Annotated in this window: 9 protein-coding genes and 1 pseudogene; 4 read left to right on the top strand and 6 right to left on the bottom strand. The window is 48.4% G+C overall.

Translation table 11 applies throughout. The features are described 5' to 3' along the window. Nucleotides 1-544 precede the first annotated feature (544 nt). Both CQ018_RS12030 and CQ018_RS12025 read left to right on the top strand, forming a co-directional pair. Nucleotides 545-1528 carry a stealth conserved region 3 domain-containing protein gene (locus CQ018_RS12030; protein WP_181149864.1) on the top strand — a complete coding sequence of 328 codons (984 nt, stop codon included), beginning with the start codon at nt 545-547 and terminating at the stop codon, nt 1526-1528. 1260 nt (nt 1529-2788) lie between these two features. Beyond that, nucleotides 2789-4073 (top strand): annotated as a pseudogene (locus CQ018_RS12025) (ISL3 family transposase). 376 nt (nt 4074-4449) lie between these two features. Here the strand turns inward: CQ018_RS12025 and CQ018_RS12020 are convergent. Continuing rightward, nucleotides 4450-7176: a CDP-glycerol glycerophosphotransferase family protein gene (locus CQ018_RS12020; RefSeq protein WP_105550247.1), complete on the bottom strand. Its 2727-nt coding sequence runs from the start codon at nt 7174-7176 to the stop codon at nt 4450-4452. 158 nt (nt 7177-7334) lie between these two features. On the opposite strand from CQ018_RS12020, the gene CQ018_RS12015 reads away from it, so the two are divergent. Next, nucleotides 7335-9428, top strand: a complete 2094-nt coding sequence (locus CQ018_RS12015; protein ID WP_105550246.1) for a hypothetical protein — start codon at nt 7335-7337, stop codon at nt 9426-9428. A 212-nt stretch (nt 9429-9640) separates the two neighbouring features. Beyond that, nucleotides 9641-12055, top strand: coding sequence for an accessory Sec system protein Asp2 (locus CQ018_RS12010; RefSeq protein WP_181149863.1), 2415 nt, complete (start codon nt 9641-9643; stop codon nt 12053-12055). A gap of 347 nt (nt 12056-12402) precedes the next feature. Here CQ018_RS12010 and CQ018_RS12005 read toward each other — a convergent pair whose 3' ends face one another. The 5 genes from CQ018_RS12005 to metG form a co-directional block, all read right to left on the bottom strand. Then, on the bottom strand, nt 12403-12666 hold the full coding sequence (locus CQ018_RS12005; RefSeq protein WP_105550244.1) for a hypothetical protein: 264 nt from the start codon (nt 12664-12666) through the stop codon (nt 12403-12405). Nucleotides 12667-12687: 21 nt separating this feature from the next. After that, on the bottom strand, nt 12688-13248 hold the full coding sequence (locus tag CQ018_RS12000) for a transposase (protein ID WP_105550402.1): 561 nt from the start codon (nt 13246-13248) through the stop codon (nt 12688-12690). Between the two features lie 27 nt (nt 13249-13275). Next, nucleotides 13276-14001 carry a hypothetical protein gene (locus CQ018_RS11995; RefSeq protein ID WP_105550243.1) on the bottom strand — a complete coding sequence of 242 codons (726 nt, stop codon included), beginning with the start codon at nt 13999-14001 and terminating at the stop codon, nt 13276-13278. Between the two features lie 534 nt (nt 14002-14535). Then, nucleotides 14536-16161 (bottom strand): hypothetical protein, encoded by a 1626-nt coding sequence (locus tag CQ018_RS11985; RefSeq protein ID WP_105550241.1) that lies wholly within the window; start codon nt 16159-16161, stop codon nt 14536-14538. 27 nt (nt 16162-16188) lie between these two features. Further along, on the bottom strand, nt 16189-17748 hold the full coding sequence (gene metG, locus CQ018_RS11980) for a methionine--tRNA ligase (protein ID WP_105550240.1): 1560 nt from the start codon (nt 17746-17748) through the stop codon (nt 16189-16191). Between the last annotated feature and the right edge of the window lie 24 nt (nt 17749-17772).

Genomic DNA, 17772 nt, shown 5'->3' with positions numbered 1-17772 from the left:
ATTGGTCACTAATGACCTTGGTCGATGGACTAAAATTATTTCCCTGTTTTCTCCACCGATGGTAGTATCTCACAGTACTTAAGCCAGATATTTAATTTGCTGATCTCATGATTCTGCATAAATTCGTATGACGGACGGAAAAACTGTGAGTGGTTGGAGAGGGCGCGTCGCGTCACACCTACCTTCTCCAGTATGGAAAATCGCACATTCAGCCTTCACGGTCGTAGACCAGCTACGAACCAAGGGGGCTAGAAAGAATCTACCGCCACTTGACAAATCCCTCACAATCGAAGGTATTCGACTAGAGACCCTAGCCCATATTGAATCAATCCTGGACAGCGCTGGTTTCAAGTACACAAGAGAAGCCCACCTTGGCCGCACTCAACTTCAGCTGGCCGACGCAACGCTACCTTCTGTTGCACCGCTATTTGTATCTACTGGACTATTCAGCAACACACACCCGTTAGCGAGTGGCAGACTTCGGCTATCTCCATTTGCGCATTCGCTTCGCAAAAATATTACCCGCGCGATTTGCACTCAAATCATGGACCACGCCAACACTCTTGCCGAGGCCCAGAACTATGCGCTCAATGAGCCCATAGACGTCGTGTACACCTGGGTAGACAGTGAAGACCCTCAATGGAAAAGAGAATACGCGGCCGCGCTCGAGCAATACGGCTCAGCTAGCCCTCGAACAGCTTCTGACATTGTCCGCTTTCAGGACAGAGAAGAGCTCAAGTATTCACTACGATCCTTAGAGATGTTCGCCCCTTGGGTAAATCACATTTACATAGTCACTAACGGACAAGTTCCGGGATGGCTGGACACCAGCAACACTCGAGTGACCGTAGTCACACATAAGCAAATATTCGAGAATCCCGAAGATCTACCAACATTCAATTCCCATGCGATAGAAGCAAACTTGCATCGGATCCCTGGCTTGAAAGAACATTTCCTCTACTTCAATGACGATGTATTTCTTGCAGATTGGTGCACCCCAAAGACTTTTTTCACCAATGAAGGCTTGAGCAAGTTTTTCGAGAGCGAAAATAAAGTCCCGGACGATCCTTCGGTTACTGATCTGCCAAGCAATTGGGCCGCCTACAACATCAAAAGAATGTTGCAGGACCGGTTTAATTATAAAGTTACCCATAAGTTTAAACACACGGCACACGCACAGCGATTGAGCACCCTCAAGCGTGCGGCTAAAGATTTCCGCACCAGCCTTAGCGAAACAAGTCGCCAAAAGTTCAGGCAGCGGACAGATGTTGCTTTACCCTCAAATCTTGCACACCACTTCGGCGCAATAGTAGGCACGGCCACGTCGGCTCAAATCAATTATCGGTACATCGACATCAGCTCACCCAGAGCTGAGATTGAATTATCAAGGCTACTACTGTGGGATCAGCCAACAATCTTCTGCCTCAACCAAGTGGCATCAAAAAAATCGCCAGCCGCAGATGATGAACTTATGATCAAGAATTTCTTGGAGAGGTACTTCCCCTGGAAATCGTCAGCCGAACTTTAATCATTTGAGACTTGCTTTTTGAAATATTGCAATTATTCAATAACAATAAATTGACGCAGAACAAGCCTTCGTAAAATGGTATCTTTACTGAAAGCCCAAGCAGCACTCAATCGTCACAAAAAGCATACTTCTGACTTCAGATCACTGCATTGAATACACTTTGGGAAAATCTATTCACGGAATGAAGATTGGCAAATAAAGAGCTTTTCGAACAGGTAATTTTGATTGCCTGGGGAACTGCAGCACCCAATTGAACCTTATGGCCGATCCCAAAGGTAACGTATTGAGTTAGTATCCGCCATTCTCTTTGTGCTTCACGATTAGGGCCAAATAGCCTCCGGAGGTCGTTCTGTTCCGACCTGCTGGTAGTGTCGTTCTGACTACGTGGTAATCTCCAGAGCTCTTCCTGACCACCCTGATCGGATCGCCACACAAGCTGGCCCGGCGATCAGTCCAGAGAAGGAACGCATTTGTGAATTCCCAGCCAACTTGCCGTTCGTGTTCAAGGCGGACCTACACGGAAGCCACGACGTCCGCATGGAGCTCGCCTCGCGATGCCGAAGGCCGCAACACGGTCCATCGCCGTCAGCATCACTGCCGACTGCTTTGTTTCGATGACGACTGAGGTTTTTTGAGCGGTTGTGCCCGGCAGACAGGCTTAATACCGAGACCGTGAAAGCTCGCATTTGGTCTAGGCTCCAGAGGAGATGATGCATATACGATTTCTCGCGTCACGACCGAGCGGATTCAGAGTTCAATGCACTAACACTTCCCCGGAATTCGATTACCACCTATACGGATGACTTACTACCGGGTCGCAAGAACACCACTACCGCCAGACGCTATTTGGCATAAGACACTCCCCTCTTACGAACCCATGGATGCACCTTTTTGACCGCATGATATCGTCATTCGACGGTCGAGTCCTCAGAGATGCAACGGGAGCTAGCAACGTTCTACTCTCCGTAGCCGATTGTCGGATCAGCTACCTCGCCTCATCGGGAAACTCTCGATAGGCGAGGTAGCTTCTCTCCGCATAGACACGGGAAATATGAATGCCCGCCAAGGCCAAAAACTTGCCAAATACACCGAAAATGCCAAAAAAGTTTAAGATGGTAGTCAAGGAGCTCCGTGCAAGGACTTGCAAATGCTTTTACCGGCTCTCGGACTTTGGGCGTGGTGTCATCAAATAAGTAAGGCTCGCAGCTCTACGGAAATATGGATGTTCTCTAAACAACATATTTCCAAGGACTACGAGCCATGTATAAGGATACTGGCGCAGTTGATGCTGCGTCGATTCTGTTGAATCTTGATGACTATGCGGTGCTCAGCAGTGAGCGGGTGGGGCCCTCGCGTTCGGTGCTGGTGGAACCAATCAACCGCGAAGCTGCCTGCCCTACCTGTGGGGTGTTTTCACGGCGGGTCCAGGCTCGCCCGGTGCACCGAGTCAAGGACATCGACACCGGCGGCAAAGACTTGGTCCTATGGGTGAAGAAACGTCGGCTGGTGTGCCTCGAAGAAACGTGCGCGAAGAAAACCTTCGTTCAAGTCACCGAGCAAATCCCCCTGACGCTCACGCCTGACTACCCGTTTGGTAGGCAAAATTGTTGAGGACTGTGTGACCGAGATCCGCACCATCACCGGGATTGCCCAAGCCAACCAGGTCGCTTGGCCCACCGTGCTGCGCAAGGCTTTTGCCACCGAACACATCTTGTTGGATGTTGATCAGTGCCTGGTGCGCCGGCTCGGGATCGATGAACACCGGTTCAGGAGGATCCGCTACGTGCTGGGAGCTTCGGGAAAAGCTATCCGGTTGGAGCCGTGGTCGATTGTTTTTACGGATCTGGAAACCGGCAGGATCCTTGATGTCATTGACGGACGCCACGGTGCAGCCGTGACTACTTGGATGGCTCAACGCCCCGAAGTATGGAAGCGAAACATTGGCCATGTTTCGTTTCCATTTGTCCGCCGAGTTCCGCAAGGCCATCCATGAGTCTTTGCCGGAGGCGAAGATTTCGGTGGATTGTTTTCATATCGTCCAACGTGCTCATCAGATGCTTACCGCGGTGCGGCAACGCCGCGCCCACGACTTGCATGGACGTCGTGGAAGGAACATCGATCCGGCCTACAAATACCGCAAACTCTTGACCTATAACCTGGAGAACCTCTTTCGTGAAGCAGACCGGGCGCCTGAAGGAAATCCTTGAATCAGATACCGAACTCGTGGTGGTCTATGCCATCAAGGAACACGTGCGGGACCTGCTGAAAAGCAATACACCCGAAGCCTTCGCCGCTGGCTGGGAAAAACTCTCAGCCTCGGTGAAAGCCTCCGGCCTGGACGAGGCCAAGTCGTTGCTGCGCACCTTCACCGCATGGAAGAAAGAACTCGAAACCTACTGCCTCACCTTAGCTGGCCAATGCCCGAAGTGAAGCGGCGAACTTGACGGCTAAGAACTTCAAACGGATGGGACGCGGATACATCAACCACGAGAACTACCGACTACGGATATTATTGTTTTCGGCACGCGACCTCAGACCGTGCTGAACATCCGGTCACCACGCCCAAAGCCGAAGAGCCCCTTTACCGAAGACCGCCTAACGCGTTAAATTAACATTGACCATGTAGGAAATCGATGGTTCACACGCCGCGCGCCGCATCCGCGACCAAGACTTCTTAGGCCGTGGATGCCTACCAAGCCTACGCGAATGCCGTATAAAGATATCATTTTGGTTAGTCATCATCCCCACGAATTGCAGGTGGGGATCCAAATTCCAGACGCAACCTATCTGATACATCGGAGAACCAGTCGCCTCAGAATTTCCCTGTAGGGATCTGAAATTGGCGACTCTTCCAAAGGCCAGACCAAGACAGATCATGCGGCAAAGCGATCCAAACCACGACTATTACTACATCGCAAGATTTAGAGTCGCTCGATCATTTCCGCAACACGTTTTGAGTTTTCGGTATCTTGGAATGCAAATGCGGCGGTCGTCCTTCTACGGTATTCCTCTAGGTATTCAGCACTATTAGAATCTAAAGACTCTTCCAGCGCAGCAATTGCATCTGCGGCTGTTGCGCACACTGGGCCAAAACCATCTGATGAATAGTCGAAATATCCACGCCTAAAGTTATGGCCACCACCGAACATCTGTTCCGGATCAAACTGGAAATAAACAACCGGAATACCGAGGTTTGCTGTATCGAACGCGACCGAAGAATAGTCGGTTATAAAAACTGCCGCGCGAGCTAATAGGTTCTGAAAACCGTGGACTTCAGGCTCGAGAACTTCGACATACGAAGGAACATCCAGGTACTCGATCATGCTAGCAAAAGCGGGATGAGCGATAAAACCAATTTTGAGTCCAGAGCGCTGAGCAATTTGGCTCAGCTCGGGAGCTCGCAGGAACTGCAGCCAATTTTCACCGAATTCAGAGTTCGAAAAGATATCTCGGGCTTCCTCCTCATTCGAAGCGCTCGCAATTTCGTCGCGAAGGTACTGCCGCCATGTCGGCATAATGAGGAGTAGATCCGGATCGTTTTCCAGAGACTGCTGCGCGCGGTGGAGTCCATCAAAGCGTGGGAACCCAGAAAGTAGTGCCTGATGTTTCCGAATTGTATAGGGAGAGTTTATCCCTACAAATGAATCATATTCAGCTTGGGTTGCGCAGATAACACCATCGAGCTTCTTCGGATTTAGCCAACGAGACAAGTCATCCTTAGTCACTCCATGCTGCAAGAAGATGAACTTTGATTTCGACAAATCATAGTATCTGCGGGAAATCGGGTACATTACCTCGGCAACTGCGTCGGAAGACATTCTAAATTTTGCATTCAGCAGTAGCGATACCGCTTCGTCTGAGGCATAATCGACGAGTCGGAAGCCCTCAGATTTAAGCCTCGACCAATCGGATGAGTTCTTACTCAGCAAGAAAAACGCATTTACATCCTCCCGCTCGGTCAGCAAATAACGATAAAGATGTTCACCGTTATCATCCGCACGCATTGGACGGTCCATGACAACCCAGGCATCCCTATAGCGTTCTCTGATCTCACTCTTTGCAGCAATTTTCTTGAGTTGTGTAGCGTGTTCTTGTTCCTTCAGCTCTCGGACTTTTGCTGCTCGTTTGTTAGCAACAGTCACGCCAGCGTTTCCAAGAACTTTAGCAACCGGCAGAGAAAGCGCTAGACTTTCGACTTCTAGACGTGTAGTCACGTATCTAAGCTTTGAGGATGCTTTTTTAGAGATGCCCTCAAATTTTTCAATTCTTCCAGTACCAATGACCCGCCCAGAAATCTTCGCCAGCACCGATTTCTGCCCTTGCGCATGAATTGGCGCGAGCCTGTACCGTGCGTTGGCCGGTTTTGGCGCCGGCGTGGAAGTTCCTGCTCTTTCAATTTGAGCTTTATTCCCATCAATCAAGATTCTGACGCTGCCGGGGTGACCAATAGTGATATTTCGCTCGACCATCATGGGAATACCAAAATAGGAGTGCGTCGTGTAATCGTCTTTGGTTGGTTGGATTTCAAGGCCATCGACAAAGATCTGAAGTTCGGGTTCGATACCGCTGTAAAGAATGCAGTACTGGTTTGATCCCGTTTGGGTATTGCTACCCCATTGAACAGTTCGCGCACTGTTCAAATAGTCGGCCTTGAAATAAGACAGTATCGTCTGGCGAAGGGACCACCAGATCGGATTTACGGAGAAATTTTCAATCGTTTCTTTATCAATATAAGAAAAAATCTCGTATAGGCTGTTGATGAAATTATCTCGCAACTCGCCCGAGATCCATGCAGTTCTCGAATGCTGTTGAGTGTCTTCCTTAAAATACCAAGCAATGTCATATAGAACGATTGTTTGTGCCCAAACCGGCGTCTCACCAAGCTTGTTGGTAACTTGACGCAGCATGTCTAGGTAACCTAGTTCTAATACAGTGCTGTAGCGGTCTTCAGTACTCCAGCTGCTCTGAACGAGAGAGGACTGGTCGAAGCGTTTCCGATAGTAATATTTCGCATCGGCAACAACACCAACAACTGGCTCTGCCGTAGTGGCCAGATAGCGTCCTAGCAAATGTGCGTCTTCGAATGTAGGCTCAATTCTTGGGTCGTATGTGAGGCCGGAGTCCCTCAATCGAGCAACTCTTAATACTGCTGTCGCACCGAGCTGAATGCAGCTAGGTTCATCCTTTAGGGAGACTAATCTGCTGCCGTTCTTGAAACGGTAGGCCAGTGGGTGCGTATCTTGTACGCGGCCCGTTGTACCGTTTAGTACAAGAATCCTCGTAATCAACATATCTGCAACGTTGGATTCGTCCCGTTTAATGAAACGGGCTATTGCAGAAAAATAATCACGGTCGAGAATGTCATCGGGGTCTACCACCGTGACCCAATCGCCTGTAACCAGCTCTAGCGCGGCTTTACGAGCCGCACCTGCACCTTGGTTCTCTTGCGATATAACTGTGACGTTTGACTTATCCTTCGCCCAACGAGTGACTTTCTCCAGGCTCATATCCGTTGAACCATCATTCACGATAATGAATTCAAGATTCTTCGATTCATATGTCTGCCTGTCCAACGAAGTCAACGTCGCTTCTACGTACTCTTCAACATCGTATACAGCAAGAATTACACTAATCAGGGGATCATTCATCAAACTACCTTTATTTGTCGTTTCAGTCCGTTCGCTAACCGATCAAGAGCAGGAAATGACCCATAGAAAGTGTCTTCATCGTCTGCGAAGTGTCAGGACTCGCGAATTCATTCTATACTTGGATGAAACCAAAGCCAGAGCAGGGAACACCTAGATACATGCCAATGAATGCTGTTGATCGCAATGAGCACCACCTAGTTACAGAAGCACGTTCGAGCACTCGGCGTCTTGGCGTCACATCGGATGAGGCTCTGCGCGCATGGCTTATTGCGGCAGATGCTTTGGTCCAGGATGGGCAGTACCAGGAAGCCATGGACCGCTTAGATAGCCTCTCACGGTCTATTGATCTTGGCTCAACACCGTATTTATTGACACTAAATTTGAAGCTACTTCGACTCACGAACCGTCTTGGTCAATACGGCGAAGTTGAAAAGTACCTTCATTGGTGTAAAGAATTCGCAAAACAAGCAGATTATACCACTGACATTGATGGTGAAGAATTACTCACGTTGGCTATATATTCGGGCACGCAATCGTGGTTAACGGAGCCATCGCATTTAGCTAATGAAACGGCGCCCGAGGCGTCAAATCAATCTGACTCAAGCAATCTCTTCGTAGCATCAAAAATTTCTGACCTTATTGAAGGCAAGCACTACCATTCAGAGCTCCTACGGGTAATTTCGTCTTGGCGTGGACATTCCTCCTCAACGCAGCTGTTTGAGGAGGCAATGACTTTGGCAGAAAACATGAGCCTTGTTTCTGACAAAGTTCTCCTAGCGCACATTCTAGCTTTAGAATTGGTTAGCTTTCCAAGTGGTGCTGAGTCCCTTGTCGCTGAAGACATACGGCAGCTAATCAATTTTTGGTCAATAGCTACCGCTGACATTATCGATCCCAGACTTTTCGCTGAACACGAGAACTTTGAAGACTTGGTTGCGGCACTCAGTAACTTTTACCAGAAGCTTCCGACTGCCGTCGCTAGTTCGCCCATTTGGACACCATTGCGGGCAATCACCTTTCTCCAGGGACTCTCGACGTGGTCCGTCGCAAACATTATGAAGTTTGCAAAATCCCAATTCGCAACTACGGATCCGCTCAGAATCGATGATGAGCTTCACAAATCTGTTTCGTTGTCGCTACATACTCTTCAAGAGATCTACAAGCCTGACGAGCACGGCAAAGAATCGGCCTTGAGTCATGACACATGCCACACCACCGTTGAACAGCACTTGAACTCAATGATCAGGCGAGGTTTGTATGAGGGAAGAATGGGCTTGGTGAAGTCAAGTCTCGAGTTACTTGCGGACCATCTTACTTCTCAAGATCTTTCCGACAAGCGAAGCTCGGAAATGCAGGTTCTGACAAATTGGTACCATCGCTTCAACCTCAGCAGGGACGTGAACAGCGAAGAGCTTCCGACGTCTCTTACCTCAGAGGAACGGTACGTAGTCTTCTCGGATTTGGTTCTCGCGCAGAGTAGTTTGATTCTCGGCCAGGCCAGCAAGATGTTAAGTTCCACCAACATTTCAGATTCCAACCCTGAATCAATGAAACTCTGGGTGCTCGATGTCGAACGGAAATACACAGCGGCGAGCTTTGAGTATGTAGCAGCAAACTACACTCTTTGTAGACTATTGGAAATCGTCGATCCCAAGACAGCAGTCAAGCGCCTGCGAAAGCAGCGTAATGTTTTGGTAAATGCCGGATTCTCGAATAACGAGCTCCTTGCGGACCTCACGTTGCGAGAAATCGATGCACTATATACTCTTGGGCGCGATCGCGAATGTGTGGAGTCCGCCGAATCTTTGTTAGTGAAACACTCTCCAGTTTCAGCAGAAACTGAATGCAGGCTGCGAATCGCTCAGCTTCGTTCCACCGCTAACATGCGCCAGAAGAACGATAGCGCGATGGAGCTCATTACAAGTGCAGAAAAGACTCTGCTTCTATCACGGCCGTCGATCAGCAAAAAGCTCGAAAAGTCATTGCGCATAGAACTGATGCGCAACACAGAGATTTTTAGTGAATATTCCCGTGCTCTCGAGTTTGCACTTCCGCTTTACGATTTCCAATCGACTTCTGAGTTGAAGCATGCAGACGTTTATCTTCTGACATCTATCGCACGTCTTGCTGCCCTTACGTCTAACAAAGAAATCGAAGAAGCTGCCTGGGTCGAACTATCGATTGTGGAGACACCGATGAGCCAATTCTACAAAATACGCTCAAAATCCACTGAAATGAATCAGCTTGCCTAACTTCTGAAACATCCCTTACAAGTGGAATAGCTAGACTTCACCAGCTAATTGGAATCTGGAGCTACACACAACAAACGTGTCCAGTCTTCCACCACAGGGTAGGTAAAATGAACTGTTCGGCACGAAATCCATGCCGGGACAAACATGCATATCCGTATTGCTGATACTCAGAATGTTTGCATTATAGAAACCGAAAGATGTGGAATAGATACGTGAACGAGAAAATATTTACGTCTAATGGCATTCCGATCACATATAAATTCCGTAAAGCAAAACAAGATCGAAAACATTTGACTGTTATCTTTTCGGGTTTCCGTAAGAAGCAAACATATGATTTTGATGGAGCTGCGATCCAAGGACTTCGCGGGGCCATCCTTTGGATTCAAGACTATTTTAACGATGACTTCTCGTACTATCTATACTCGAAGAATCAAGATTTAACCGACACAGTTTACTCTTTGATCGCTTCCAAAATGGAGTCCATGGGGTTGGAGAAAATTCACGTTACACTGGCTGGATTTTCCAAGGGTGGCAGTGCCGCACTGTATTACGGTGCGAAATACGGATTCAACAACATACTTTCGACCGTTCCGCAGTTCAAGATCGGCTCGTATCTTTCACAGAACATGCCGGCTGTCCTTGACAGCATGCTTGAAGCGCACTCAGAACGAATCTCGCAATTAGATGAGCTTCTTCCCTCGACCTTAGAATCTGATCGACAGCTCTCAAAGAATATCTACCTGTTCACTTCACCTGCGGATGATCAGTTTAAGACTGAGGTGCTGCCGCACCTACACCTGTTCGAAAAATATCACAACTTCAATTACATTGAAACTGACAGCCCCTTAGTCCGGCAACATGATCGGGTAACTTGGTACAACGTTCCCCTCATACTCTCGATATTCTATGCTTTAGCAGAAGGTGCTGCTCCACGTTTTGGCTCTGTGCGCAATGGTGTCAACAATTTCGGCTCAAGTAAGATCCAACCAAATTTAGAATCGGTAAGAATTCGTAAAGAACATGTTTTTGCAACCAAAACACCAAGAATGGTTCGGGACCGATTCCACATTGAAGGCCATTCCTTCGCGAAGGGTTTCCCTGCGCATAAACATGGTGAAGTCACTAGCAGATTAATGCTAAACGGAACAAGCGAAACTATTTCGGCCAAGCTTGGAACTGCTAAGGACGCAAGTCTTTCTGATTCGTATTTCGAAAACGAACCATGCGATTACAACTTTGCAAGCTTCACCACACTTGGCAACGAAGGCATCGATCTATCAGATATAGCGTACGGTACTTACGATATTCTTGTTCATTCCAAACATTCAGGACAAGAATTCGAAGCTGCAGTTAAAGCGCATCGTTCTACCTACCAAAGAACGATCTGTGGTACATCCGTTTATGAGATAAGCGTTAACGAAGCTGGCGCCCAGCTATCCAAACGAAGTCTGCTCAATAGGGCAGATTACGGCTCTTACCTTTCCCTCGAGAAATGTTGGGCGAAGGATTCTATGCTGCACGTCCAGGGTTACTTCATTATCCCGGGTCAGCCGACACCGGGATGGCGGGATATTTCCTATCATCTCATATTAAATAGTTCGACTCAGCTTGAGTCCCCAATAATAATTCCCTTGCCGAATGCAAATAGATCCAATGCCGGGAGTATTATTAATGATCAATGGAATGATTATTCCAAATCATACTTCGCAACCTCCAAATACGAAGGAATAGACCTTGATGGGCTGCGCCGTGGGAATTATAAGCTCTCCATTAGTGCTGTCACAAAAAATTTAGTCGTTACTAAAGACCTCAACTTAGAAATTGAAGTCCAGGAATCTTTCACAACCGACAAGAATCAGCTCACAGTTGGTGTTATTGGGTCGTGTGTGACGAGGGACTTGTTCAACAGCAAGCTTTCGCCCGGCTGGAAATCTAGGTATGCCTTCCACGGTGGACAATATCAAATGTCACTGGTCTCTCTCTTGGCTGAACCTGTCTCGAGGGCCCAAGTAGACCTTGGTGGAATGGATGAGCATAGCAGAATTGCTACCGAGCGAGACTTCGATAAATCCTATCTCTCGGAACTCCGTGCAGAACAGCCGGATGTGATCATGCTTGATTTCTATTCCGATGCCAGGTTCGGTTGCATTCAGATGGGAAACTCCTACATCACCGACAACGCCTGGAAACTTGGCACGTCGAATCATTATCCATCTTTAGCCAAGAATTCGAGATACTCCCGGCAATCTGCGCCCGAAGCATTTCTGTCGCTATTCAGACAAGCGACAATTAATTTCAAAATTTTTGCAGAGAAATATCTACCAAATACTACTATTATCGTGAATTCTGCGCGTGGCGTGAAGGGCTACTATGATCAATACGAATTCAAAAAGTTTTCAAATCAGATATCTTTTAATCAATTTTGGGAAACTTTGGATAAGATATTTTTAGAAATTTTTTCATGCTCTAACTTAAAAATTGATCAAACAAACATTCTGAGTGCGAAGGATCATCCATGGGGCCCTGCAAATGTGCATTATGAACCCTCATACTATTCACGAACACATAGTGAGCTGATTGCCCTCCTGCCGCATACAACACTGATAAAATTTACCGAATTGAAATGATATGATTACAATTAATCGGTTTACGACCTTACCGTTCATGGTTATCAAGATTTCTGAGAACTAAATAAACGCTCTTTTGAGTTCAGGGAACATCCATGGGGCTGTGGCCTTACTTATTTGATGACACCACGCTCAAAGCCTGAGAGCCCCATAGCTGACGCTGTGTAGGGCGATAGGTTGCGAGTTCCTTTCACCGTGAAGAGCACGTGCGTAGCTTGAATCTGGCATCGTCTATTCCGGAGGCTTTCACCGAACTTTGAATCTTGTCTCAGCTGGTGGGGAAGGATTCACTGCTGGTGGTTCTCAGCAGATTTCGCACGTGTTACTCCTGACTCGTGCCAAGTGCCTTAGTAACCACTTTTCAGGGTTTGCAATGTGGGTTTGAAGCCTTCCGGGATCTCAGCAGGGATGAGGACCTCTTCGCCGTTGATCAGGATTTTGGCGGACTTGATGGCCTTGAGCGTAGTGATGAGCTTCTTGAGGCTCATCCCGGAAAGCTCTTGCAGGTGCCGACCGATCACCAAGGATGCAAAAACGACGGTGAGGTGCGCATTGATGGCATCTTCTTGTCGGTGCCAAATAGGTCGAGCCTGAAGGTCATGTTTGGTCATGCGGAAGGACGCTTCCACCTGTCACAGATCATGATAAGAACCAATGATTTCGTTCCCTGACATGGCATCTTGAGAAATATTGGTGACGTACCCTTTCAGACCGGCGAGCTGTCGGGCTCGTTCGAGGGTACTTTTAGCGACCGAGGTTTTCGACCCGGTCACGCTCAGGAAGCGTGCCTTGCGGACCGGGATCTTGCCTTCGGCGATATCCATCGCTCGGCGTTCCATATGGTTGATGTTTTGGTTATCGCGTCGGAACCGTTTAAACGACCAGTGATAAACGACCCGACGTTCACGAGCGTTCTTTCCGGTGCCCGTGACCCTTGCGGATTCAAGGATCTGTCCGTTACTGAACTTGTTGCCCTTGGTATCAAAATGTTCCTGCAGATCGTACGGGGCCTTCGAGAGCCTGGATCCAACAATGAACTTAAAACCGGCATCTTCGATGGCTTGCAGGTTGCCAGCCGAGAGCATCCCGGCATCGGCAACTACGACCATGTCGGTAATCCCGTGCCGTTCTTGGAATGCAGTAAGGACTGGAAGGATCGTGGTCGTTTCGGCCTTGTTCCCTTCGAAACATATGCAGTTCTAGTGGGAATCCGGCTGGATCTACCAAGAGCCCGACCTGGATTTGTGGATCCACCCGGTGCTCTTTGGCTCTCCCCGACCCGACGGATCTTGTCTTCTTCCTTGGACTGGAAGTGAAGGGTGGGCTCGTCTCATGATCATCGCGGCCAACCCAGTGGTTTTGGTGCGATATCCGACCATGGCCTTGGCCAATAGGTCTCGATAATCGTGTTCCTGGCTGCGTTTCAGACTCCGAAACAATGTCCGCAAGGCAGGATGAGGCGCCGCGATATCATCCAAGACCCGGATACTTTCGGCCTTGGACGTGGGCTCAATCAACCGGGCCAAGACCATCGCTCGAAAACCCTCATCGTCCAGGACATCAAAGCCAAGACGGGAATACGCACCGACCAACACATCCCACAACTCTGCCGCGGGAGAAGCTAAGACCTTACCTTCGGCGGAAACGCTACGTGCCGGTCGGCCAATAATCTTGGTTTTCTCAGGAATAGGAATCACATGCTGCTCAGTCCAATCGGCAACATCAGCGAGTGAAACCGGGACCCGCTCCACAAACCCCAAGTCAAACGTTCCTTGCCCAGGCATCAATCGCTCCTGAGCGGCAGCCAACAACAATGCTAAATCGGTATCCGAGTGAGCGGAACCCACGTGTTCAACGGCAACGACCTGCCGTCCTGATTTCTCAACGATCTGCACCGCAACCGCGCCAGAAGCGGTGCGAACCTTGCGCACGAATCGTGAACCCATGCCAACAGCATACCCAGCAATGAATTGTTAGTAACCACAAACGCACCGACCAAAACCAAAAAGCTCGAGTCAACCGATCATTGAAAAACCTCAACTCAAACAGTGGCACGAGTCAGGTGTTACTTGCCGGAAATTGACGATCAGCTGTAGACCCGATTCAAGGATTTCTTTGAGGCGTCTTGTACACTTCGCGTAGTTCTTGCGCAGCACATTTGGGCAGGCGATCAAGTTGGCTTTGGCGATGCCGGTGATGGTGCTAGTCACACTGATACAGTCTTCAAAGATTGTGCTCACCAAACGTGTGGTTAGTCGTAAACGGGGTGGTATCTGCCCTGCAATTTGAATGGAGGTTTTCTTCACACCCGATTCTTCAAGACACATCAGCGGCATTCTTTTTCACTTCTCGCAGACCACAGACCACAGACCACAGATAAATTTTGTCAAAAGAGCATCCCTAGTTCCGTAATACTGGGTACCAAAATTAATTTAAAAGGCACCAAGCACAATCATAGAGCTAGTTCGTTGTGAGAAGAATTAATCGATAACTAATAAATCTTCAATTTTCCACGTAAACACTCCGCCTACTGTCCTGCGAGTGATGAACATTTCATATGAACCTTTACCGATACCTTGAAGCGGTATGCCTAAGTACTTAGGTGTCGTGTAATAACTTTTCGAATAATCCGCGTATTTATCCGAAACGAGATTATTGATCTCTGGTTTATGATCCTTGGCAAGCAATCCCGTAAACCGGATATTCTTAGAGCCAGCTTTTCTAAGTACTAAGAAGTACTGTATATCGGACCACTCTGGTGTCGGCTGTCCAGCTATGGCATAGATTCCTTCCACATGAATTCGGCCTTCAGTCGACCACGTACTTACCAGCGAAAAAAGTGGGTCATGAATTGTTTCAGAGATCAAAGGACGCTTCACCAAAATTGTGGACGTTACAGTCTTCTTCACCTCAACGATAGAATCGCCTGAAATTCCATACGACTCTTGTCCAATCAATTCCACGGACATTTGAGTCAAACTTTGGCCCGCGTGTTTTAAGGCGACACCGATTTCGTATACGTCATCTGGAATTTCTGCCAAATCGATCCCTGCTTGCCGCATTGAGGCAAATCGGGCCTTAGAATAGTCGCAGAATTCATTTTCAAAATACTTGCTGGATAAGCCTCGATCGTTTAGGCTTCCAAGCGCAAATCGTTTCGTATTCTCTTTAGATCTCAATATAAGCCAGCGCTGGATGCTCCCGTAAGTTAGTGCCTGATTACCTTTAATAAAGGCAACGCCGTTGGGATAGAGTTTTCCATTCGCAATGGAGGCTGAATCAAGTGAAAAAATACTTTCATTTCTCAAAGCGACCTTATCGATACTCGGCGCTCCAAGGCCTTCCTGGGCTCGGGCGAAATCGCCACTTTCAATACGACCAAATCTCAGCTTGGCGCGTTCAGCCAACGCAGTCAAGATCGAAAGTACCATCGGAACGCTGTACCGACTAACGTCAATGTGATCGGTAACAAAGGGGCTGTTTAGCTGTACGTAGTTAAAATTGCCATATTGTTCATAAGTAGATATATATGGTTCAATTTCTGTCGCATATTGATAGTCAGATTGCGAGCTAAATAAATAAATATTTATGCTTGAGGAAGATTTTTCCTCTAGTAAATTCGGTAAGATCCGATCCAGTCTCTCTACTTCTTCATCTGTACCCAGCGACGTTATGTTTTCAAATACATCTAAGTTTCGCTGCCGATTCGCTGAAGCAAAATTCATTCTTGGTGCAACGGCAATTACGTTTCCATATTCATATGCAAGCGCTTGATACAGAGCTCCCGTTCCACCCTTGGAGAATCCAAGCATCGTACACTCGTTCTTTTCAAGTTGAGCTTTACGACGGGTTTCTTCGATAAGTGCGTTTACGGCTTCGGCAACTTCCAGATCGCCACCAGTCGTTATGTAGTATGCGTGGTTCTTTTCAAACCAGTCTTCAATCCACAAGATGTCACATTTGATGTTTCGAGATGACTCTCCGTGTAAATCAAAAGTACCTCGAGGTCGAAACCCAGAGAAAACCACAATCAAATGCCGGCGATCCGAAGTGCCCTTCCGGTGTTCATAGTGGATTGTTTGGTCTTTAAAGGTGAACGTGTCCATGATTAACTCGTCTGGTTACTAAAAGTGCTAAAGAGATTCCGAAAGGTCCACAAACTTCGGGAAAATTGGAGACGGTGCCGGCAACGTTGCACCTTCTACAAGTGGAATTTCGAACGAACCGAATTGGCGTCCTGCCCCCTCATCCTGACCGAGGACTTCAAGAAGTGAAGCCGCGGCCATCGGCATTACGGGCTGTACCAGCAGCGCGACTCTCCGCAGCACCTCGAGCGTCACGTACAATACCGTTTCCATTCGAGCGATATCCGTTTTGCGCAACACCCACGGAGCTTGGTCAGCAAAGTACGCGTTGGTGTCTCCTAAGACGGTCCAGATTGCTTCCAGAGCCTTACTGAACTCCTGACGCGAGAAGGCGTCACGGCAGATTTTGAGCAGATTGCCGGCCTCATCCAAGATCTGCTGATCCGCCTCGGTGAACTCGCCAGAAGTCGGTACTACTCCCCCGCAGTTCTTTGCAACCATTGACAGTGAACGCTGTGCCAAGTTACCTAAGTTGTTGGCAAGATCTGAATTCATGCGGCTCACGATGGTGTCATGGCTGTAACTTCCATCAGCACCAAACGGAACTTCGCGCAGGAAGAAGTAGCGGACCTGATCGATTCCGTACTGCTCAACGAAATCGGCAGGTGCTACTACGTTTCCAAGGGACTTGGACATCTTCACACCGTTGTTGTGAAGGAAGCCATGGATCATGATGCGCTTAGGTAGCGGCAACTTTGCAGACATTAGGAACGCAGGCCAGTAAATGGCGTGGAAACGCGAGATATCCTTGCCAATCACATGGACATTTGCTGGCCAATACTTCTTGAAAGTTTCAGATTCGGTATCAGGGAAACCCGCACCGGTTAGGTAGTTTGTCAGGGCGTCAACCCAGACATACATGACGTGGTCCTTGTTGCCCGGTACTGGTACTCCCCAGTCAAAAGTGGTGCGGGAAACCGATAAGTCTTCAAGACCGCGCTCTACAAAGCGAATTACTTCATTGAAGCGAGTTTGCGGTGCACCGAAGTCTGGCTGTGACTTGTAGAGCTCAAGCAGCTTGTCCTGGTAGTTCGAGAGACGGAAGAAGTAGGATTCCTCTTCTGTCCAGACAACTTCTGTATCGGTTTCTTTGGAGTAACGGACGCCATCTTCACGGACTTCAGTGTCTTCCTCAGCGTGGAAGGCTTCATCACGCACAGAGTACCAGCCGGCGTACTTATCCAGGTAGATGTCACCGTTATCTTCCATGCGCTTCCAGATGGCCTGGGCGGCTGCATAGTGATCTGCATCTGTGGTGCGGATGAAGCGATCGTAGCTGATCCCAAGCTCATCATTCATTGCTTGGAAGGCATCAGAGTTCTTCTGTGCCAGCTCGCGCGGGGTGATCCCCTGCTTTTCTGCCGTCTGCAGCATCTTTTGACCGTGCTCATCTGTACCGGTCATGAAGAATACGTCGTATCCATCGAGGCGTTTAAAGCGCGCCATGGCGTCGGTAGCTATTACCTCATAGGCATGCCCAATGTGGGGAACGCCGTTCGGGTAGGAGATGGCCGTGGTGATATAAAAGGGAGTCTGCTCAGAAGTCACCCTAAAAATCTACCGTATGTCGAT

The sequence above is a fragment of the Arthrobacter sp. MYb227 genome, assembly GCF_002975435.1.
GTDB lineage: Bacteria > Actinomycetota > Actinomycetes > Actinomycetales > Micrococcaceae > Paeniglutamicibacter.
This window is presented reverse-complemented; position numbering and strand designations above follow the sequence as displayed.